This is a genomic window from Bradyrhizobium liaoningense, from assembly GCF_018130825.1.
GTDB classification, from domain to species: domain Bacteria; phylum Pseudomonadota; class Alphaproteobacteria; order Rhizobiales; family Xanthobacteraceae; genus Bradyrhizobium; species Bradyrhizobium liaoningense_B.
The window spans coordinates 92,967-112,924 of record NZ_JAFCJS010000011.1 but is presented as its reverse complement, the minus strand read 5'-3'; the positions used below and the strand labels follow the sequence as shown (position 1 = coordinate 112,924).

Below are 19,958 nucleotides of genomic sequence, written 5' to 3'. Positions count from 1 at the left end.
GAATGCAGCAGCAGGGGAGACGCAATACGGAATGGGAATTTCGCGGAAGCTCTTTTCATCTCGAGGAAATCATGGACGACATAACAAACGCCTCAAAGCGGCTCGATGGATCGCTTCACTTTCCGGTTCTGGTAATCGTCGAACCGCTCCTGTTGCCTCGCACATGTATTCTGAACGTCCTCAGGCGGGAATTGGCGGAATTCGAGATCCTCGACATGGCAACGGTCGAAAGCCTGGACTGCACGTCAACCCGCGATGTTCGTCTGGTGGTGCTGAGTATCGCAGACAAGCCTATCGACGATCCCTCGGTTGAGGGCAGTCTCGCCTTCGTCGCGGAGTGTTGTCCCAACGCCGCCGTTGCAATCCTGTCGAACCATGACGACGAGCCGACCGTGCAGGCCGCGATGCAGCGGGGCGTACGCGGCTTTCTTTCTACCTCGCTGCCGATCGAGATCGCCATAGCTGGCCTGCGCCTTGTCCTCGTCGGCGGCGTCTACAGGCCGTTGCCTGTCGCCGGGATGAACAGGATACCGGATTTCGAGGCGCCGGATGCACGCAGGCTTGCGCGCGCATATCTTGTGAACGAGGGAGCCGGAGTGACTATCGAAAGGAGCGTGACGGATCTCACGCCTCGTGAGCAACAGGTTCTGGCGGAATTGGAGCTCGGCCTGCCCAACAAGCTGATCGCCGCCAAATTGAACCTCTCGGAAAGCACAGTCAAAATGCACATCCAGCATATCATGCGGAAATGTGCTGCGCACAATCGGACGGAAGCCGTGCTCCGCTGGCGCGGCCGGTTGCCGGCGCAGGGTCGCGATCACGAACCCGGCGCAGGTCCGATGCAGGAGACCTAGTCCTCTCTGAATGCACCACGGAAGCTGTCGAGCAGGGGCCTGAGCGCGTAGAGAGCCACGGTACCGCGCCCTGTCGTGATGAACACTTGAACCGGCATGCCGGGGACGATCTGGATGTCGTTTGCGACGATCTGCGCGTCGTCGATCCGGATTTTGGTCGCGTAGTATGGCTGGTCGGTACGCTTGTCGAGGAGCCGGTCTGCGGACACGTGCACGACAGTTCCCTTCAGGCGAGGTACGCGACGCTGATTGTACGGTAGGAGGTGAACCTCGGCATTGAGGCCGGGATGAACCACATCGATATCCTCGGGCCTCAGGCGCGCGGTCACGATGAGACGGTCTTGCCGGGGCACCAGGTCCATGAGCGGAGCGCCCGCTCCGATGACGCCACCGGCTGTATGAATCCGCAAATCGGTTATCACGCCGTCCTCTGGCGCCTTGACCTCCGTTCGCGATAGCTGGTCCCTGGCCGCAAGCAACCGCTCGCGGAGCTGGAATATCTGGTTCTGTGCTTCACGAAGCGACTGTGCGATCTCGTTCTGCCTCTCGCTCTCGAGCTTGAACAATGTGGCTTGCTGTTCGCTGATGACTTGCGCGGCGCGGGAAATCTGCGCCGCGATCTCGCCCCGCCGGCCCTCAACGTCGGCCAGTTCCCGCTGCAGGTTCAGAAGTCGCGGCCGCCGTTCGAGCCCCTTGTTGACGAGGGTCGCGACCATATCTAGTTCCTCCCGGACGATGCCGATCCGCTGCCCGGTGGCGCTCTCCTGCGCCGTGAGACCTTCGATCTCCTTCTCGACTTGACGCCTTCGTTCGCGAATGACCGCAAGCTGCGACTCGTGAACCTGCAGGCGCGCCTGGAAAATGAATTGCTGCGCCGACACCGCGGCGGCGGCCACTCCGCTCTGCCTGCTGTCCTGTTCCAGCGCGTCCGGAATTGCGATCCTCTCGAATCTCTGCTGCTCGGCTTGAAGCCGAGCGGCACGAGCAGCCGCATCCCAAAATTGGCCTTGAAGACTTTGTACCTCCGAGCTCGCCCGGGTGTCCTCCAGCGCGATCAGCGTTTGGCCGCTGCGCACGATATCGCCATCCGAAACCAGGATCTTGCTGACGATACCGCCTTCCAGATGCTGGATCGTCTTGCGACTCGATTCCGATTCCACGACGCCGGACGCGATCGCGGCGCTCTCGAGCGGCGCGAGGCTCGCCCATGTACCAAGCCCCAGCATGAAGCAGAGCACCAGCAGATTGCCCGCGACGGTGATAGGGCGAAGCCTTCCGCGTGGCGAGGTCGGCGTAGGCGTCGAGCACCATGGAAATTCCAGAGGCTCGAAATCGTCGATTGCGGTTACCAGGACGCCGGATCGTCGGGCGGGCGGGGGGCGCGCCGGCGCGCGCATGAGCCGGTCCCAGATCATGGGAAGTCTCGAGACGGCAGGATGCTTCCAGATGGTGAGAGAATTCAAGATCATGGCGCAACCTGCGAAGTAACCTGGGGTCGGCTCAGGTGCCGTTCAAAGATGTCCTCGCTGTCGCCGAACGCGGTGACCGCACCGTCTTCCATGATGGCAATCTTGTCCGTGGCGGCGAGGAGACCCATCCTGTGAGTGACGACGACAAGGATGACGCCTGCGAGCTTCATGCGCTCGATGGCATCCAGGAGCATTCGCTCGCCCCCGTAGTCGAGGCTGGCGTTGGGTTCGTCGAGAACGACGAGGCGTGGACTGCCGAAAAAGGCGCGGGCAAGACCGAGGCGCTGCCGATACCCGCGTGAGAAGATTGTTTCACTGTGAACCACCGTGTCGTAACCCTGCGGCAGGCGCATGATCGCCCCATGGATTCCGGCGAGCTTGGCCGCTTCGACGACCTTCCGCCGGTCGGCATCTTCAAGGCGTGCGATGATGTCGTTGATGGTGTCGCCGATCAGATTGATGTCCTGGGGGAGATATCCGAGGCCGTCGCCGTTTCGGCCCTCGCGAAGCAGCGAGACGTCGGTATTGTCGAGGAGGACACGGCCATGCGTCGGCATCGACAGCCCGGCGATCACCTGGCCGAGCAAGGACTTGCCTGACCCGGACGGACCGATGATGCCAAGGCATTCTCCGGGCATGAGGCTGAAGGAGACGCCGTTCAGCAGAAGATGGTCGGTCCCCGCAAGCCATACGCCCACATTGTCGACGACGAGGCCGCTTCGCGCCTGCGGCGGGAAAACCCCCGCGCTCTCCTGCCGGGCGACCGGGAATGCGGCGAGAAGTGCGCCGAGCCGCTGACAGGCGTTCACGGCCGTCACGAGTGATTTCCAGCCTGCGACCGCACTTTCGACCGGCGCGAGCGCCCGGCTGAACATCAGCGTAGAAGCAAAGATGATTGCCGGACTTTTCCCGTGATCGAGGACGAGCCACGCGGCAGCCCCCATGATCAAGACCTGCGACAGCGCGCGAACCGGCTTGGTGGCCAGTGAGACGATCTCGCCTCGCCGGAGCGCCACATCGTGCTCTCTGCCTGCGTGCTGCGCGTCACGGTGGATCATGCGCGCAGCGCTATCGAACATTCCCATGGCGCGGATCATGTGGATGTTGCCCGCGGCAGTCTGAAGGCGACCGTAGCTTCTGGAGAGCGCGGCGCTGGACCTGAGCAAAGCGTCTTCCGTGACCAGCTCTCCGGCGACCGTGAGTGCGAACAGGAAGGCGACGCAGCAGGCGCCCACCACGCCAAGCAGGGGATGGATCAGAACGAGGACAAGGAGGAACAAGGGCGCCCAGAGCGCGTCGAACAGCATCGTACATGAGCCGGACTCGACGAACTGGCGCAGCACGGTGAGGTCCCGATATGCGCCCGACGCTTGCGTCGAATCGCTGCGAAACGCCGATTCGAGGCCGGCCGAAAGCACGCAGGGACGAAGGCGATCGTCGAGCCAGGCGCCGAGGCGTCCAAGGACGGCGCGCCGCAATGCATCGAACACGCCGCCGACGACCACTGTGATCGCGACTATGAGCGTGAGCAGGAGCAACGTGTCGCCGCTCCGGCTCGACAACACCCGGTCGTAGATCTGAAGAAGATAGATGGAGGGCGCAAACAGTAGCAGATTGTAACTGCAGCTATATGCGAATACGAGACCCAGCGGTCCCACGCAGGACCGGAGGGCTGTGTGCAGTGGCGTCCGGATCTGCGGCAGGATGGGCAACCGAATGGGCGGCATCAGCATGATCGTCACCGCCTGAAATCGAGGTCCGGCGCGCCTGACTGATGGTCAACGCAATCCGGCAACCGCATCGGTAGATCTTCGGCGCGAAATCCGGGACCGGCGGCCGCGGCCGCCGGTCCCGCCGGTCGGACGAGCGGCTCGTCAGAGCGTGTCGAGATGGAAGGTCACTCCGCCACCCCATGCGAAGTTGCCGTCTCCGCCATCGCCGCCGATGCCGGCGACGACTTCCTGGTGCTGGTCCACCGCGAGCTTGTTGATCTGGGTGGCATCCGTATTGGCGTAGACCTTGGAGGTATCGTAGCCGCTGTAGGACTTCTGGCTGCCGTTCGACTCGGCGTCTCCGCCATGAGCCTTGGAGAACACCGAGGCCTTGGCGTTGGCGCCGCCGGCATCCCAATCCGCCGTCTGTTTGACGTGATCGCCGGTGCTCACGTGCACGTCGGCGCCTTCCGCCTTGTTGGTCGGATCGTAGTTGACAGTCGGCTTGCTGATGATGGCTCCCTTGAAAGTGCCGTCGCCGCCATTTCCGGCACTTTGACCACCGGTGTCGATCGATTTGACTTTGATCGTATCCGAGATGTTGATTGCCTTTGGCATCATTTGAGGCCTCCGTCGTTTTGTTGGCTGTCGTGCAACATCCATCCCGATCAGGCGGACGCGCACGGCAAGTCTGATCCGCCCGTGCGCGAGAGCGATAGATGTCAAATCGAACATCATCCGGTTTGGTGGGCCTACCTACGAAAGTACGATATTTCGTCAGGGGAGGGCGCCTCTGAGCGGGCTTTGCATGCGAAGAGCGGCGACGGCGCGTGCCGCGATGCGATCGATGCGACGTTTCGCTATGCCACGAGGTGAAGATCCGACAAGAGATGCGCGGCATCGCCACCTGGCGCGAGGTTGCCGTAGCCGCCGTCCCCGCCAACGCCGGCGATCTGGGTCGCACTCTGGTCGATGTGCACGTTGTTGACCTGATCGGCCACGGCCGTCGAATGTGGACCTGCGATTGCTATGTTGATGGGCGCGTAGATCGCGACGCTGACGTCGACCAGACTGCCCGCAAAATAACCGTTGCCGCCATTGCCTGCGCTGTTCGAACCGGTCGCGATCGTATCGGACCCGCCCCACAGATGATGGGAGAGAAGGTTTGCATGGCCGCCCGCTGCGGCGTTGTCGTTGCCGCCGTGCCCGCCAATGCCGGCGATCTGAACCGCGGATTGATCCACGGAGACATCATTTATCTGGACCGCGTAAGCGCTGGAGCCATAGCCCGCGATGGCGATGTTGATCGGGTTGTACACGACAAACGAGGTATGGACGAGTTCCCCGTAGAACATGCCGTCACCGCCATTGCCGGCCTGGCTTCCGCCCGTTTGGACGTCAAAGATGCTCGATCCCCAACTGGGGTCGAGCGTGATGACGCTGCCGCCGGCGGCCACATTGCCATGTCCGGCACTTCCGCCGACGCCCGCGATCTGTGTGGCCGATTGGTCGATGTCGACCGTGTTCGACTGACTTGCATGTGCAGTGCCGCCCGAGCTCGCCAACGCAATATTGATCGGATGATAGATCACCACGGGAGCGTCCACGATCGCACCCGAGAAATAGCCGCTGCCGCCGTTTCCGGCGCTGTTGTCGCCGCTCGCGATCACGCCGGAGCCTGAAAACGTACTGATGCTCCCACCCGCCGCAATGTTGTCATTGCCGCCATGGCCGCCGACGCCGGCCATTTGAAGAGCGGATTGATCGACATTCAAATTGTTGGACTGGTTGGCCAGGGCGACCGAGCCGTATCCCACGCTGATCGAAATGTTGATCGGTTCGTAGATCAAAAGGGACGCGTGAATGATGCCTCCGTAAAAATGGCCATCCCCGCCGTTCCCTGCCGTGTTCGCCCCGCTCTCGACCGAAGCAATGCCCTTCTCGGGAAGGGATGCGCCGGCAGCAGGCTTCGCGGACGGAACATCCGGGCCCGCTGCAGCGTGGTTGCCGGCGTGGCCGCCCATCTCGCCCCCCGATGGGGGATGTTTGGATTGAACCGGGTCGGAGTCTTTATGCTGGCTGTTCGCGCTCGCGGCGTATGCTCCAGGACCAGCAAACGGGCCGGGACGATGGAACATGGCGCCACCGCCGACCGGGTCAGCCACGAACGGAGCACTCGACGCAGGGCCCAATTCGCCCGCGCCATCGTACCCATCGTGGTGACGAGAGGCGTGATGCAGCCGGATTGCATCCGACATCCGCGTAAAATCCATCGTAGCCTCCCTCATCGCAATCGCTCCGCGCGATCGGACGGGTTCTGCACTCCGGAGAGAATGTCGTCCCGGGAAGGTCGAATGCCCAGCCGTCAGTTCGGATATAGCGCTCGTCTGGCATCCGTAACATCGGCTACATCCGTTCGGATGCGGCTACAGCCTTTGCATCAATCTTCCCGGTCCGCGTACTCATCTCGCCTGCGGCCATTGCCGGATTTGAACCGTATTGCGCCTAGGTCGCGGCCGCGTGTCCGGCCAGGGGCGCAATACCGGGGGGTTTCATGTCCGGTTATTTGCGATCTTGTTTCGCCGCTTCTGTACTTCTTGCAGGTCTCTCGACGTCGTCCGCGTCTGCGAACCCATTTTCCGCATTCTTCAAGCCCGAACCCGCGACAACCCCTGCGCCCGCTTCAGCGGAAGCGGAATGCTTGTCGCGGCCCGGCAACGTGATCGATTTATTGGTGGGCCCGGCAGGACTCGAACCTGCAACCAGACCGTTATGAGCGGCCGGCTCTAACCATTGAGCTACAGGCCCCGCCGCGGGACGGCCGCTTGAATGCGGCCGGCAACGGTGCGCGGTTCGTTTACAGGGCCTGAGGCGGGGGTGCAATCCTCAAGCGTTTTCAAAGCGAAGTGGTCCTCGGTTCGCGTCGGGAAAACGCGTCAAACACAGTGCTGCGATCGAGGGGGACGCGGGCGCGCGCGCAAAAGCACTGCTCGCCGGACGACTGCCGAATTCGGAATAATGGCATTTTGCCACTGTTTTGCCCGACGAGTCAAACCGCCCTCACGATCATCCGGCCGGTGCCCATTTTGGCGCCTCCTTAAGCCCCTGTGATTGCTCAATTCTTCTACTGTGCATGGGGTTGTTTTCGCACTTTTTGTTTGAGAGGGCCTGTTGGCCCCCTCAACTGCTTTGCCGGCGCGCGACGGACCCCGCGACGGGCCCGCGGCTTAATCCACCGACACCCCCGCGAACTCCACCACCTTGCGCCACTTCTCGGTCTCGTCGGTGACCAGCTTGCCGAACTCGGCGGGTGTCATCGGCCTCGGGATGCCGCCATTCTCGGTCAGCCGTGCGATCACCTTCGGGTCCTTCAGCGCTTCGCCGACGGCCTTGTTGAGGATCTCGATCACCTCGCTCGGGGTGCCCTTCGGCGCCGAGATGCCGTAGAAGCCGACCGATTCGAAGCCCGGCACGGTCTCGGCGATCGCGGGCACGTCGGGAACGATCGGCCAGCGCTGCGGCGAGGTGACCCCGAGCGCGCGGACATTGCCGCCCTTCGCCTGCTCCAGCGCGGACGGCAGATTGTCGAAGATCAGCTGCACCTTGTTGGAGATGATGTCGGGGAAGGCGATCGCCGAGCCGCGATAGGGCACGTGGATCATGTCGCACTTGGTCATCGCCTTGAACAGCTCGGCCGACATGTGCACCGAGGTGCCGTTGCCGGACGAGGCATAGGAGATCTTGCCCGGATTGGCCTTGCAATAGTCGATGAACTCCTGAACCGTCTTCGGCGGAAACGCGTTGGAGACCACCAGCATGTTGGTGAGCTGCATGATGCTCGCGACCGGCACCGTGTCGCGCAGGAAGTCGAACGGCAGCTTCTTGTAGAGCGAGGTCGAGATCGCGTTGTTCGGCGCGACGAACAGCAGCGTGTAGCCGTCGGGGGCTGCGTTGACCGCGGCCGCGGCCGCGATGTTGCCGCCGGAACCGGTGCGGTTCTCGACGATGAATTGCTGGCCGAGGCGATCCGAGAGCGCCTGCGCCATGATCCGCGCCACGATGTCGACCGGGCCGCCGGCGGCAAAGCCGATCAGCCAGTGCACGGGACGGTCGGGATAAGCCGCGGCGGCGGGAGGGGTGGTGCTGAAAAGACCTAAGAGGGCCGCGAGCCCAAACAAACCGTGACGCAAAATTCGCAACATGATGCCTCCCATTGTTCTATTGTCGTTGGGCTGCATGCTTTCACAAAAACAGGCGGCTGCCTACATCGCCGCAAGTCGGTGTTGACGCAAGCCCGCCGGGAACGACCATGAGATTCGCTCTTCCCATGCTTTTCGCCGCGGCGCTGCTCGCCAGCCCCGCCGCCGCCCAGACCGGAGGCAACGCCATTCCCGCCACGACACTCAGCCTCGGCACCGCGACACCCGGCGGCGGCTTTCCGCTCTATGGCAACGCCTTCGCGGAGGTGATGAACGCGGCCGATCCGGTCATCACCATCGCCCCGCGCAACACCAAGGGCAGCAACGAGAACATTCCGCTTCTGGAGAAGGGCGAGCTCGATCTCGCTTTGGTCGCAGGCGAGCCGGCCTATGAGGCTTTTGCGGGCATCGGGCGCGCGCCGGTACGGCTGAAGATCTTGACGGCAATCTATTCCAACCCCGGCATGTTCGTGGTGCGCGCCGACAGTTCCTACAAGACCATTCGCGACCTTGTCGGCCAGCCGGTCGCGTTCGGCGCCAAAGGCTCCGGCCTGCCGATCCTGGCGCGCTATGTGCTCGATGGCCTCGGCCTCAAGCAGGACGAGGACTTCAAGGCTGTTTATCTCGACCGCGCCGGCGACGGCCCCGCGATGGTCGAGGACCGCCGCGTCGCTGCGCTCTGGGGCGCCGGCATCGGCTGGCCCGGCTTTGCCGCAGTGGCCGCGAGCGCGTCAGGCGCGCGGTTCATCGCGCCGAGTGCTGAAGAGATCGCACGTATCCGCGCCAAGCATGCGTTCCTGAAGCCGCTCACCGTTCCGGCCGGCAGCTACCCGAAGCAGTCCGAGCCGATCGCCTCGCTCGGCTCGTGGAGCTTTGTGCTGACGCGCGAGGATCTGCCCGACGACATCGCCTATCGCCTCGCCAGGACCCTGCACGGCAATGAGGCGACATTCTGCAAGACACTCGCGCAGGCCTGCGAGACCACGGCCGCGAACACCGTCGCGGCCGCGCCGAAGGCGGAGCTGATCCATCCGGGTGTAATGAAGTATTTTCGCGAGATCGGCGTGGTGAAGTGACGATCGCTTTAAGCGATCGTCACTTCTTCACCAGCGGACACGCCGGGTCCGGCGGCCCGAACGCCTTGTCGCCGGAGATCGTCGTGAGGATCTTGTAATAGTCCCACGGATATTTGCTCTCCTCCGGTGTCTTCACCTGCACCAGCCAGAGGTCGTGCACCATCAGATTGTCCTCGCGCAGCTTGCCGTTGCGGGCGAAGAAATCCTCGATCGGCTTTTCGCGCATCTTTGCCGCGACCTTGAGCGGGTCGTCGGTGCCGGTCTCCTTGATGGCGTTGAGATAGTGCATCACGCTGGAATAGACGCCGGCCTGCCACATCGACGGCATCTTGTTCATCTTGGCGAAATAGCGCTTCGACCATTCGCGCGTCTTGTCGTCCATGTCCCAGTAGAACGAGGTGGTCAGCAGCAGGCCTTGCGCGGCCTGCAGGCCGAGGCCGTGGATGTCGGTGATCAGCGCCAGCAGCGCCGCCATCTGCTGGCCGCCCTTGAACACGCCGAACTCCGAGCCGGTCTTGATCTCGTTCATGTTGTTGGGGGGACCGGCGGCAATGCCGATGATCTTGGCCTTGGAGGCCTGCGCCTGCAGCACGAAGGAGGACAGATCAGGCGTTGCCAGCGGCGGCCGCACCGAACCCAGCACCTTGCCGCCATTGGCGGTGACGACGCTGGAGGCATCGCGTTCAAGAGAGTGCCCGAAGGCGTAGTCGTCGGTGATGAAGAACCAGCTGTCGCCGCCGCGCTTGACCACGGCATCCGCGGTGCCGACCGCGAGCGCGCGGGTGTCGAACACCCACTGGATCGCGTAAGGCGAGCAGAACTTGCCGTGGAAATCGGCGGTGCCGGTGGAGTGGGTGATGAACAGCCGCTTCTTCTCGTTGGCGACGTTCTGCACCGCGAGGCCGACGGCCGAGACCGGCACGTCGACGATCAGATCGACCTGGTCGACGTCATACCAGCGCCGCGCGATCGTGCCGCCGATGTCGGCCTTGAGCTGGTGATCGCCGATCACGACGCTGATCGGCTTGCCGAGCACGGTGCCGCCGAAATCGTCGATCGCCATCTGCGCCGCCGTCACCGAGCCCTGGCCGGTCGGCGCGGAGGCCGGGCCGTTCATGTCGGTGAGCACGCCGATCTTGACGACGTTGTCGGACACCTGCGCCATGGCGGCGCCCGGCAGCAGGGCCGCGGCCAGCGCGGCCGCGACCGGCAGTCCAAATCTCGCTCGCTTCACGTTTGTCCTCCCCTGATCCGGCGCGTTGGCCGGGCGTTGCTTTTGCCGGGTATGGCCCGGCTGAATTGGTTTCTTTTGCAACTATTTTGGGGTGGGCGTCAACGTCAGGCCGCGAAGCGGATCTGTCCCGCCGGCGAGGGGTCGTAGCCGGTCAGCTCCTCCGCGCGCTGGCGCAGCCGTCTTTCGCTGAGAAACCGGATCAGCGCCTGCATCGCAGGGCGGAAATAGCTGCGCTGCCGCATCGCGAGATCAAAGTTCTCCCAGACCAGCGGCACGAAATCGAGGCCGGCCGAGCGCGCCGCCGCGCGCGTCGCGATGCCGCAATCGGCTTGTCCGGCGCGGACCATTTCGGCGAGATCCGGCCCGGTGAGGGCCGGCGTCTCCACCCGCCGCAAATCGCGCGTCGTGGCGTCCGCGCGCTTCAGCAGCGCCTCGAGCAGCATCTGCGCGCCTGTGCCCTGTTGTCGCATCGCCATCCTGGCGCCGGCCGCGAGCACGTCGGCGAGGCCGCGCAGCCGTTTCGGATTGCCCGGCGGCAGCACGAGACCCTGCTCGCGCCGCACGAAGGCGACCAGCAGCGCGTCATGCAGGTCCGGAGCGTTTTGCAGCGCCGTCACACTGGCATCGGTGCCAAGATTGCCGGTGGCGTCCAGGCTGTGGAAGTGCACGGCTACGGCCATCACCTCGTCGCGCTGCAGGCGCTCGAGCCCGCGCGCGCTGCCCTCGCTCATCGATCCGAGGCCGGAGCCGGATTCGCGCAGGCTCCAGTCCAGCAGCTCGTCCTGGCTGCCGCCCATGACGGGCGGCGGCTCCGTGGTCAGCATGCCCGCCGGACGTGCGAGGCCCGAGAGGACCCAGAGGTCGAGCTCGTGCCGGGGGAAGAGCCACTTACCGGTCACCTTGCTGCAGGGGATCGCACCGGTGGTGACGAGTTCGTAGAGCTTGCGTTCGCCAAGTCGGAGATAGTCAGCGGCTTCACTGGTCGTCAGGAATTCCATCCTGCATTCCTATGCAAATTCTTGCTTCTTTTTGGACGTTCGTCGCAGGTGGAATTCTGCATTTCAATTAGTGTCCGCGGGAACCATGCCCGATCATCTCGTTGCTTTGCAACACATCCGCGCGCGCGATTTCTGCTTTGGTGAACGATCCTGAAGCGCGCGAATGGTGCGGGCCTTGCGGCTGTCGCGAACGTGCATGCGATCGGCGGTTTTGCAATCGCCATGCCGCGTCGTGCCTTGCCGAAATTTCCCGAACGACAGCGCGATGGCGTCACGAGTGCGGCGCAATCCATCATCATGATCGCGCCGTATCGAAGGGAACCAGCTCATGGCCGCTCGCCGCCTGTCCGTTGCATTCGCGCTTCTCTGCGGCCTTGCTGTGGGCGTTGCGGCCTCCTTCGCGGAGGATCGTGCGATCGTGCTGGCCACGACGACATCGACGCAGGAGTCCGGCCTGCTCGATCATCTGCTGCCGATCTTCCGGGACAAGACCGGTATCGACGTGAGGGTGATCGCGCGGCGTGCGGACGAAGTGCTCGACGGCGCGCGAAAGGGCGAGGCGGACGTCGTGCTGACGCATGCGCGGCCGCAGGAGGAAAAATTCGTCGCCGACGGTTTTGCCGTGAAGCGCTTTGACGTGATGTACAACGATTATGTGCTGGTCGGGCCGAAGAGCGATCCCGCCGGCGTCAAGGGCAAGGACATCGCGACCGCGCTCAAGGCGATCGAGGCCAAGGGCGCGCCGTTCGTGACGCGCGGCGATCGCTCCGGCACCCACGCTGCGGAGCTCGCGCTCTGGATCGTCGCCGGCATCGACATCGCTGCCGCCAAGGGCGCTTGGTATCGCGAGGCCAAGCAGGGAATGGTCGCGGCACTCGAGGCCGCGCGCGCCGCGAACGGCTACGTGCTGTCGGACCGCGGCAGCTGGATCGGCTTCAGCGATCGCGGTGATCTCAATGTCGTCGTCGAAGGCGACAAGCGACTGCTCAACCAGTACGGCGTGATGCTGATGAGCCCCGACAAGTTCCCGAACGTGAAGAAGGAGCTGGGGCAAACCTTCGTCGACTGGCTGATCTCGCCGGAGGGACAGGCCGCGATCGCCGCCTACAAGGTCGACGGCCAGCAGCTGTTCTTTCCAAATGCGGACAAGACGGGCGGCTGAGATCCTCTCCCGCGGTTGCCAAGCCGGACGAGGCATGGTCCATCATGGCGCATGACCCAGCGCCTGCCGCCATCGCTGACGCCGCTCGACACCGCGCTCGCTGCGTTGCTGCGAGGCGTTGATCCGGTCGCGCCGATCGCATTGCCGCTGTCCGAGGCCCTTGGCTGCGTCGCGGCGGGCGCGCCGCCGATGGCCGCCTATCCGCCTCATGACATTGCCGCCGCAGACGGCTGGGCGCTGTGCGCCAACGATCTCGTCGGTGCCTCCGCCTATGCGCCGCTGCCTTTGGCGACGGCCCCCGTCTGGGTCGATGCCGGCGATGCCATGCCGGAGGGATGCGACTGTGTGCTCGATGCCGACGCTGTGGAGGTATCGGGGCCGCTTGCGCAAGTGCTGGCGGAGGGTGTGCCGGGGCAGGGCATCCGACGCGCTGGAAGCGACATTGCCGCCGGCACGACGGCCGGCGCGAAGGGATACCCGGTCGGTCCGGCGGACCTGTTGCTTGCTGGCGTCGCTGCGGTGAACGGGCTGAGCGTGCGCCGACCGCGGCTGTGCATCGTCAACGTGCCGGGCGCGACGACGACGGCGCATATGATCGCCGGGATGGCTAATGCCGCGGGACTTGAGGTGCGGACGCATGAAGCCGGTGCGCGCGATGAAGCATCGATCGCCGATGTGCTCGACGCCTCCGCTTGCGACCTGCTGCTGACGGTCGGCGGCAGTGGCCTCGGTCGCCACGATGCCGCGGTGACGGCATTGGCCGGGCGCGGCGAGTTGCTCGCCCATGGCATTGCGCTTCAGCCCGGCCGCACCGCTGCGGTCGGACGGCTTGGCGAGGTTCCCGCCGTTGCTTTGCCCGGCTCGCCGGATCATGCGCTGGCGGCATGGCTGGCGCTGGTGCTTCCGCTCATCGATCGTCTGTCGGCACGGCAGCCGCGCCGGCAAACGACTCTGCCGCTCGCGCGAAAAATCGCGTCCACGGTCGGCATCGCCGAAATCGCACTGCTGGCCGAGGAACATCGTGCCTGGACGCCGCTTGCCGTGGGCGACTGGCCGCTCCAGGCCATCGCCCGTGCGGATGCATGGCTGATCATTCCCGCCAGCCACGAAGGATTTGCAGCGGCTACGTCCGTCGATGCCTATCTGATGCGGGAGTGATATGGGTTCCGGCATGACCATGATCCCAAAACCGTCCGACCGCAGCGCGCTCGAACAGGAGCAATTCCTCACGATCCTTTCGCGCGAGGAAGCCTTGGCGCGCTTCGAGGCGGCCTTGTTCCCGCGGGCGCTTCCGAGCGAGGCGCGCAAGCTCGCTGCTGTGCTCGGTTCGTCACTCGCCGAGGACATCACTGCGCCGATCGACGTGCCGCCGTTCGATCGTTCCAACGTCGACGGTTTTGCCGTCCGCTCGGCCGATCTTGCGACGGCCGGCGAAGGTGCACCGAGGCGCCTTGCGTTGAACGCCGAGACCATTCAGTGCGGCACCGCGCCGAGGATGCAGGTCGCCACGGGCACCGCCACACCGATCGCCACCGGCGGCCCGCTGCCGCGCGGCGCGGATGCCGTGGTCATGGTCGAGCATACCCAGCCGGCCGGCTCCGATGCGATCGACGTACGTCGCGCCGTCTCGCCCGGGCAGTTCGTGTCCTGCGCCGGCTCCGACATCGCGCGCGGCGAGGCGTTGCTGCGCGCCGGCACGATCATCGGCTCGCGCGAGATCGGCATGCTGGCGGCCTGCGGCATCGCGCAAGTGATTGTCGCGCGAAAACCGCGGGTCGCCGTGATCTCGACCGGCGACGAACTGGTCCAGCCAGGCGAGGCGCTCGCGCCGGCTGCGATCTACGACACCAACGGCGCGATCGTCGCGGCCGCGATCGACGAGAACGGCGGCGAGGCGATCTTCCTCGGCGCCATTCCCGACGATGAGGCCAAGCTCGAAGCCGCCATGCGCAGCGCGCTGGCGGATGCCGACATGCTGGTGCTCTCAGGTGGCACGTCCAAGGGCGCGGGCGATCTGTCCCATCGCATCATCGGCCGGCTCGGTCAGCCCGGCATCATCGCGCATGGCGTCGCGCTCAAGCCCGGCAAGCCGCTGTGCCTGGCGGTGTGCGATGGCAAGCCGGTGGTGATCCTGCCGGGCTTTCCGACCTCGGCGATGTTCACCTTCCACGACATGATCGTGCCGGTGCTGCGCAGGATGGCCGGCCTGCCGCCGCGCTCCGATGCCAAGGTCGGCGCGACCGTGCCGGTTCGCATCGCCTCCGAGCTTGGCCGCACCGAATTCGTCATGGTCTCGCTGGTCGAGGGCAAGAATGGCCTGATCGCCTATCCCTCCGGCAAAGGCTCCGGTGCGATCACGTCTTTCGCACAGGCGGACGGATTCCTGCGCATCGACGCGCTCGCCGACCAGATGCCGGCCGGGACCGAGACCGAGGTGACGCTGTTCACGCCGCATGTGCGGGTGCCCGATCTCGTCATCGTCGGCAGCCATTGCACCGGCCTCGATCTCGTTACCGCACAGCTTGCGCATGCCGGCCTGACGGTGCGCTCGATCGCGGTCGGTAGCCTTGGCGGCCTTGCGGCGGCCAAGCGCGGCGAATGCGATCTCGCGCCGATCCATCTGTTCGACGACAAGAGCGAGACCTACAACACGCCCTATCTCGTCGAGGGGCTCGAACTCGTCCCCGGCTGGCGGCGCATGCAGGGCATCGTCTTCCGCAAGGGCGACACGCGGTTCGAGGGCCTGGGTGCGAAGGAGGCTGTCGCCGCCGCGCTCACTGACCCCGCCTGCATCATGGTCAACCGCAACCAGGGCGCGGGCACGCGCATCCTGATCGACCGGCTGCTCGGCGGTGCGCGCCCGGAAGGCTATTGGAACCAGCCGCGTTCGCACAACGCCGTTGCCGCGGCTGTCGCGCAGCACCGCGCCGACTGGGGCATGACCATTGCGCCGGTCGCCCATGCGACCGGCCTCGGTTTCATTCCGCTCGCGGAAGAGCATTATGACTTCGCGCTGGTGACGGCGCGCAAGCAGCGACCGGCGGTGCAGGCCTTTCTGGATGCGCTGGGCTCGGACAAGGCGCGTGCGGCACTGGAGCGGGCGGGCTTCCGGCCGGCCTAAAGCGCGTGAACGCGCTTTAGATTCTTGTTTGAGCATGATCTGTTCGGAAAACCGCTTCACACTTTTCCGGATCATGCTCTAGATCGACGACGCGGCATTCAAGCTGCGCGATAGAGGGTGGGGGACGCGATGGCAAGGCCGCTTTCGGTTGCGATCGTCGGTGCCGGCATGGGCGGGCTTGCGACCGCCGCAGCGCTTCGCCGTGTCGGCGTCGACGTCATGGTCTACGAGCAGGCCTCCCAGTTCGCGCGCATCGGCGCCGGCATCCAGATCGGCTGCAACGCCATGAAGGTGTTGCGCGCGCTTGGTTTGGAACAGCGAATGCGGAGCCAGTCCTTCTATCCACGCTCCTGGAACAATCGCGACTGGAAGAGCGGCGACATCAAGTTCGATATGATTTTCGGTGAGAGCGCGGAAGAGAAGTTCGGCGCGCCCTATCTGCTCGCTCATCGCGGCGATCTCCACGCGGCACTGGCGAGCGTGGTGCCGCGTGAAGTTGTGAGGCTCAACCGCCAGCTGGTCGGCCTGGATGACACCGACGATGGCGTCCGGCTGACCTTTGCCGATGACACCAGTGCCGTTGCCGATGCCGTGGTCGGCGCGGACGGCGTGCATTCGACGGTACGCGATATCCTGTTCGACACCGCGCCGGCCAGGTTCACCGGCCGCATCGCCTACCGCACCACGTATCCCGCCGCTCTGCTCGGCGGGGAAAAGATCGACGACTGCACGAAGTGGTGGGGCGAGGACCGCCACATCGTGATCTATTACGTCAAGCCGGATCGCAGCGAAGTCTATCTCGTCACCAGCCAGCCCGAGCCTGATTTCCGCATCGAGTCATGGTCGGCGAAGGGCGATGTGCGTGATCTGCGTGCCTCCTTCGAAGGCTTCCACCCGCAGGTCGGTCAGGTGCTCGCGGCGTGTCCCGACGTGCACAAATGGGCGATCATGGACCGCGAGGCGCTCGATCGCTGGGCCGACGGCAAGGTGACGCTGCTCGGCGATGCCTGCCATCCCATGACGCCCTACATGGCGCAGGGCGCGGCCATGGCGATCGAGGATGCGGCCGTGCTGTCACGCTGCCTCGACGGTGTCGATCGCGACGGTGTTGCGAGAGCCTTCCGCCGCTTCGAGGCGACGCGGAAAGGGCGGACAACGCGGGTGCAGGAGACCTCGCGTGCCAACATCTGGCTCAAGGAAAGGACCGATACGAGCTGGGTCTACGGCTACGACGCCTGGTCGGTGCCGCTGGCGGCGTGATCGTGTTGGCGTTCACGTTCCTCGGCTTCGGCAAGTGCACGCTGCGCGGCGGGCGGCAGCGGCTTCGGGTCCGGCGGGACCTCGACGATGTCAGGCTTGCTCAGCTGCTTCGTGCGGTCGATCGTGGCCGAGAGATCGAACACGAAGTCGACGACTTCGAAGATGGCATTGAGGAGCGAGTCGGCCATGGTTGATCTGGAGGCGTGTCCCTAGCAGTGGTCGCGGCCGGCCTCGGTCCGGTTCGATCCTTCCATGAACTCCGGAGGCTGCCGCTGCGACCAAGGAATATGAGCCAGGCCATGACCGCATCGCCCCCTCTGAATTTCCGGAAAACCGCCGCCCTTGTAGCGGCTGCCGGGACACTGTTCTGGCTGTATACTTTCTATTTCATCGCCCATGTCCCGCCGGGCGACGGCACCGGATTCCAGTGGCTCGCGGTATTCCCGCTCGGCGCGATCTTCGGATTGTTCTTCCTGCCGGCCTGGCTGCTGGTCGCGATCGGACGCCTCCCGCGATTCACCACAGCCGTCGGTCTCTGCGGCCTGATCGCCTTCGCGATCATCTGGGTGCAGCTCCTCAACGAGTTTCCCAAATCGTAAGGCTGCTACGACGCGTCATCCAGCGCCGCCAGCCGTTCGGCCTCGGCGATGTCTTCGACCGTGTTGGCGTTGAAGAATGGGTCGAGCGGCTCGGCCGGCCATCTCACCGTCGCGAGCGGGTAGCGCGCGGTCCAGCGGTCGATCTTGCGGAGATCCTCGACGACCAGCGCGTGACGCAGCTCGTCACGCAGGGCAACACGCCACAAGCCGATCACCGGATGCGACTGGTCGCCGGATGCCGCGACCGCGAGCTGCGCGTTCTCTCGGCTCCGCGCTTCGTGTAGGCGTGCGACCAGATCGCGCGGCAGGAACGGGCAGTCGCCGGCGGCGCTGAGCACCCATTCGATGTTCGGCCGGTTCGCCGCGGTCCAGTCGAGCGCAGCGAGGATGCCGGCGAGCGGGCCGGGAAAGCCGGGCACGTCGTCTGCGACGACCTGCAGGCCGAAGGCTGCGAAGCGCGCGGGATCGCCGTTCGCGTTGAGGATCAGCCCGCTGCATTGAGGTTTCAGGCGCGCGATCACGCGCTCCAGAATGGTGCGGCCCCCGATGGTGCGCATCGGCTTGTCACCACCGCCCATGCGGCGCGCGAGGCCGCCGGCGAGCAGCACGCCAAGAGTCGGCGGAACATTCGTTGGCGGAATCTCAGTCGTCACCACCTTCACCCTTGCGCTTGTGCTTGGCTGATTCTTCCTCGACATAAGCGAGGTTTTGGTCGTAGACGATGCGCTCCTCGCCTGCGAGCACAATGAAGCGCTTTCCGCGCGTACGTCCGACCAGCGTCAGCCCGACCTGTCTCGCGAGATCGACGCCCCAGGCAGTGAAGCCGGAGCGCGAGACCAGGATCGGAATGCCCATTCGCACGGTCTTGATCACCATCTCCGAGGTGAGGCGCCCCGTGGTGTAGAGGATCTTGTCGGAGGGATCGACGCCGTGCCGGTACATCCAGCCCGCGATCTTGTCGACGGCGTTGTGGCGGCCGACGTCCTCGGTGTAGCAGAGCGGCTCGCCCGCCTTGCACAGTACGCAGCCATGGATCGCGCCGGCCTCGAGGTACAGCGAGGGCATGGTGTTGATGGTCTGCGTCATCTGGTAGAGCCAGGAGGTGCGCAGCTCCGCCTTCGGCAGCGCGACACTTTCGACCGCCTCCAAGAGATCGCCGAAGGCGGTACCCTGCGCGCAGCCCGAAGTCTGCGTGCGCTTCTTCAGCTTGGCTTCGAAATTGGTGTGGTGCTCGGTGCGCACCACCACCACCTGAAGGTCGTCGTCGTATTCGACCTCTGTGACCACGTCATTATATTTCAGCATGTTCTGGTTCAGCAGGTAGCCGAGCGCCAGATATTCCGGATAGTCGCCGATCGTCATCATGGTGACGATCTCCTGGGAGTTCAGGTAGAGCGTCAGCGGCCGCTCCATCGGCACCTTGATCTCGACCCTGGCGCCGGTCTGGTCGGTGCCGGCCACGCTCTGGGTCAGGCGCGGGTCGTCCGGGTTGGGGACGATCAGGGGCACCGGGGCTTTGTCGATCTTCATCATGGCCGCGACGTTAGCATGACATTCGGGTCAAGCCGATATAAGCATGGCGGGGAGAGAACGAAATGCCGCCTCGTCGTCATTGCGAGCGCAGCGAAGCAATCCAGAATTATATTCGCGGTGACAGTCTGGATTGCTTCGCTTCGTTCGCAATGACGGGGATAGGCCGGCGGGTTCCATCGGCTAGCGAGCCGTTGGCGGAGATCGAACGGTTATGAACGTCATCGGCCTTGCAGGCTGGAGCGGTGCGGGAAAGACCACGTTGTTGACGCGGCTGATCCCGCATTTCAACGCGCAAGGCCTGCGCGTGTCCGTCATCAAGCATGCGCATCACCAGTTCGACGTCGACGTGCCCGGCAAGGATTCCTGGCGGCATCGCGAGGCCGGGGCGGCAGAAGTCCTGGTTGCCTCGTCGAATCGCTGGGCCTTGATGCATGAATTGCGCGGCGCGGCGGAGCCGCGGCTGCCGGAATTATTGAGCAAGCTCTCGGCGGTCGATCTCGTCGTGGTCGAGGGGTTCAAGCGCGAGCCGCATCGCAAGATCGAGGTGCATCGCGCCGCCAATGGCAAGCCGCTGCTGTTTCCGGACGACCCCGGAATCGCCGGGATCGCGACCGACACCGCCATTGAAACCCGGCTGCCGACCGTCCATCTCGATGATATCCCCGCTGTGGCCGCGCTGCTGCTGCGCGCGGCGATGCCGGTCGAGGAAGCGGTGGCGAAGAGCGCCGCGATACGCTGACG

19 protein-coding genes and 1 tRNA gene are annotated in these 19,958 nt (G+C 64.7%); 8 read left to right on the top strand and 12 right to left on the bottom strand.

The window, feature by feature from the left end; genetic code table 11:
• The first annotated feature begins 71 nt into the window (after window positions 1-71).
• Window positions 72-854 carry a response regulator transcription factor gene (locus JQ603_RS34295; RefSeq protein ID WP_212346867.1) on the top strand — a complete coding sequence of 261 codons (783 nt, stop codon included), beginning with the start codon at window positions 72-74 and terminating at the stop codon, window positions 852-854.
• Here the strand turns inward: JQ603_RS34295 and JQ603_RS34290 are convergent.
• The 6 genes from JQ603_RS34290 to JQ603_RS34265 all read right to left on the bottom strand — a co-directional run bounded on the left by JQ603_RS34290 (window position 851) and on the right by JQ603_RS34265 (window position 8,237).
• Window positions 851-2,269 (bottom strand): HlyD family type I secretion periplasmic adaptor subunit, encoded by a 1,419-nt coding sequence (locus tag JQ603_RS34290; RefSeq protein ID WP_245004038.1) that lies wholly within the window; start codon window positions 2,267-2,269, stop codon window positions 851-853. The genes JQ603_RS34295 and JQ603_RS34290 overlap by 4 nt on opposite strands.
• A 50-nt stretch (window positions 2,270-2,319) precedes the next feature.
• Entirely contained in the window at window positions 2,320-4,056 is a 1,737-nt protein-coding gene (locus JQ603_RS34285) for a type I secretion system permease/ATPase (RefSeq protein ID WP_212346864.1), read from the bottom strand.
• A 141-nt stretch (window positions 4,057-4,197) separates the two neighbouring features.
• Window positions 4,198-4,656, bottom strand: coding sequence for a hypothetical protein (locus tag JQ603_RS34280; RefSeq protein WP_035705682.1), 459 nt, complete (start codon window positions 4,654-4,656; stop codon window positions 4,198-4,200).
• A 239-nt stretch (window positions 4,657-4,895) separates the two neighbouring features.
• Entirely contained in the window at window positions 4,896-6,308 is a 1,413-nt protein-coding gene (locus JQ603_RS34275) for a hypothetical protein (RefSeq protein WP_245004037.1), read from the bottom strand.
• Between the two features lie 459 nt (window positions 6,309-6,767).
• Window positions 6,768-6,843, bottom strand: a tRNA-Ile gene (locus tag JQ603_RS34270).
• Window positions 6,844-7,262: 419 nt separating this feature from the next.
• On the bottom strand, window positions 7,263-8,237 hold the full coding sequence (locus JQ603_RS34265; RefSeq protein WP_212346860.1) for a Bug family tripartite tricarboxylate transporter substrate binding protein: 975 nt from the start codon (window positions 8,235-8,237) through the stop codon (window positions 7,263-7,265).
• 107 nt (window positions 8,238-8,344) lie between these two features.
• Between JQ603_RS34265 and JQ603_RS34260 the strand changes: the two genes are divergently transcribed.
• On the top strand, window positions 8,345-9,310 hold the full coding sequence (locus JQ603_RS34260) for a TAXI family TRAP transporter solute-binding subunit (RefSeq protein WP_212346857.1): 966 nt from the start codon (window positions 8,345-8,347) through the stop codon (window positions 9,308-9,310).
• 19 nt (window positions 9,311-9,329) lie between these two features.
• On the opposite strand, the gene JQ603_RS34255 is transcribed toward JQ603_RS34260, so the two are convergent.
• From JQ603_RS34255 to JQ603_RS34245, 3 genes are all read right to left on the bottom strand, one after another.
• Entirely contained in the window at window positions 9,330-10,544 is a 1,215-nt protein-coding gene (locus JQ603_RS34255) for an ABC transporter substrate-binding protein (protein WP_212346854.1), read from the bottom strand.
• Between the two features lie 104 nt (window positions 10,545-10,648).
• Entirely contained in the window at window positions 10,649-11,542 is an 894-nt protein-coding gene (locus tag JQ603_RS34250; protein ID WP_212346852.1) for a helix-turn-helix transcriptional regulator, read from the bottom strand.
• A gap of 93 nt (window positions 11,543-11,635) precedes the next feature.
• Window positions 11,636-11,872 carry a hypothetical protein gene (locus JQ603_RS34245; protein WP_212346851.1) on the bottom strand — a complete coding sequence of 79 codons (237 nt, stop codon included), beginning with the start codon at window positions 11,870-11,872 and terminating at the stop codon, window positions 11,636-11,638.
• Here JQ603_RS34245 and JQ603_RS34240 point away from each other — a divergent pair.
• From JQ603_RS34240 to JQ603_RS34225, 4 genes are all read left to right on the top strand, one after another.
• Window positions 11,871-12,704, top strand: a complete 834-nt coding sequence (locus JQ603_RS34240) for a substrate-binding domain-containing protein (protein WP_212346849.1) — start codon at window positions 11,871-11,873, stop codon at window positions 12,702-12,704. The genes JQ603_RS34245 and JQ603_RS34240 overlap by 2 nt on opposite strands.
• Before the next feature lie 51 nt (window positions 12,705-12,755).
• Window positions 12,756-13,862, top strand: a complete 1,107-nt coding sequence (locus JQ603_RS34235) for a molybdopterin-binding protein (protein WP_212346847.1) — start codon at window positions 12,756-12,758, stop codon at window positions 13,860-13,862.
• Between the two features lie 13 nt (window positions 13,863-13,875).
• Window positions 13,876-15,825 carry a molybdopterin biosynthesis protein gene (locus JQ603_RS34230; protein WP_245004036.1) on the top strand — a complete coding sequence of 650 codons (1,950 nt, stop codon included), beginning with the start codon at window positions 13,876-13,878 and terminating at the stop codon, window positions 15,823-15,825.
• Between the two features lie 129 nt (window positions 15,826-15,954).
• Window positions 15,955-17,085 (top strand): FAD-dependent monooxygenase, encoded by a 1,131-nt coding sequence (locus JQ603_RS34225; RefSeq protein ID WP_212346843.1) that lies wholly within the window; start codon window positions 15,955-15,957, stop codon window positions 17,083-17,085.
• Here JQ603_RS34225 and JQ603_RS34220 read toward each other — a convergent pair.
• On the bottom strand, window positions 17,052-17,273 hold the full coding sequence (locus JQ603_RS34220; protein WP_212346840.1) for a hypothetical protein: 222 nt from the start codon (window positions 17,271-17,273) through the stop codon (window positions 17,052-17,054). The two genes, JQ603_RS34225 and JQ603_RS34220, sit on opposite strands and share 34 nt — an antisense overlap.
• 111 nt (window positions 17,274-17,384) lie before the next feature.
• Here JQ603_RS34220 and JQ603_RS34215 point away from each other — a divergent pair, with 111 nt between their 5' ends.
• Window positions 17,385-17,684, top strand: a complete 300-nt coding sequence (locus tag JQ603_RS34215) for a hypothetical protein (protein WP_245004035.1) — start codon at window positions 17,385-17,387, stop codon at window positions 17,682-17,684.
• Between the two features lie 5 nt (window positions 17,685-17,689).
• On the opposite strand, the gene mobA is transcribed toward JQ603_RS34215, so the two are convergent.
• Window positions 17,690-18,346, bottom strand: coding sequence for a molybdenum cofactor guanylyltransferase MobA (mobA, locus tag JQ603_RS34210; RefSeq protein ID WP_433996668.1), 657 nt, complete (start codon window positions 18,344-18,346; stop codon window positions 17,690-17,692).
• Window positions 18,327-19,217 (bottom strand): formate dehydrogenase accessory sulfurtransferase FdhD, encoded by an 891-nt coding sequence (gene fdhD, locus JQ603_RS34205; RefSeq protein ID WP_212346834.1) that lies wholly within the window; start codon window positions 19,215-19,217, stop codon window positions 18,327-18,329. The genes mobA and fdhD overlap by 20 nt, the downstream gene beginning before the upstream one ends.
• 211 nt (window positions 19,218-19,428) lie before the next feature.
• Here fdhD and mobB point away from each other — a divergent pair, with 211 nt between their 5' ends.
• On the top strand, window positions 19,429-19,956 hold the full coding sequence (gene mobB / locus JQ603_RS34200) for a molybdopterin-guanine dinucleotide biosynthesis protein B (RefSeq protein ID WP_212346832.1): 528 nt from the start codon (window positions 19,429-19,431) through the stop codon (window positions 19,954-19,956).
• The last annotated feature ends 2 nt before the right edge of the window (window positions 19,957-19,958 follow it).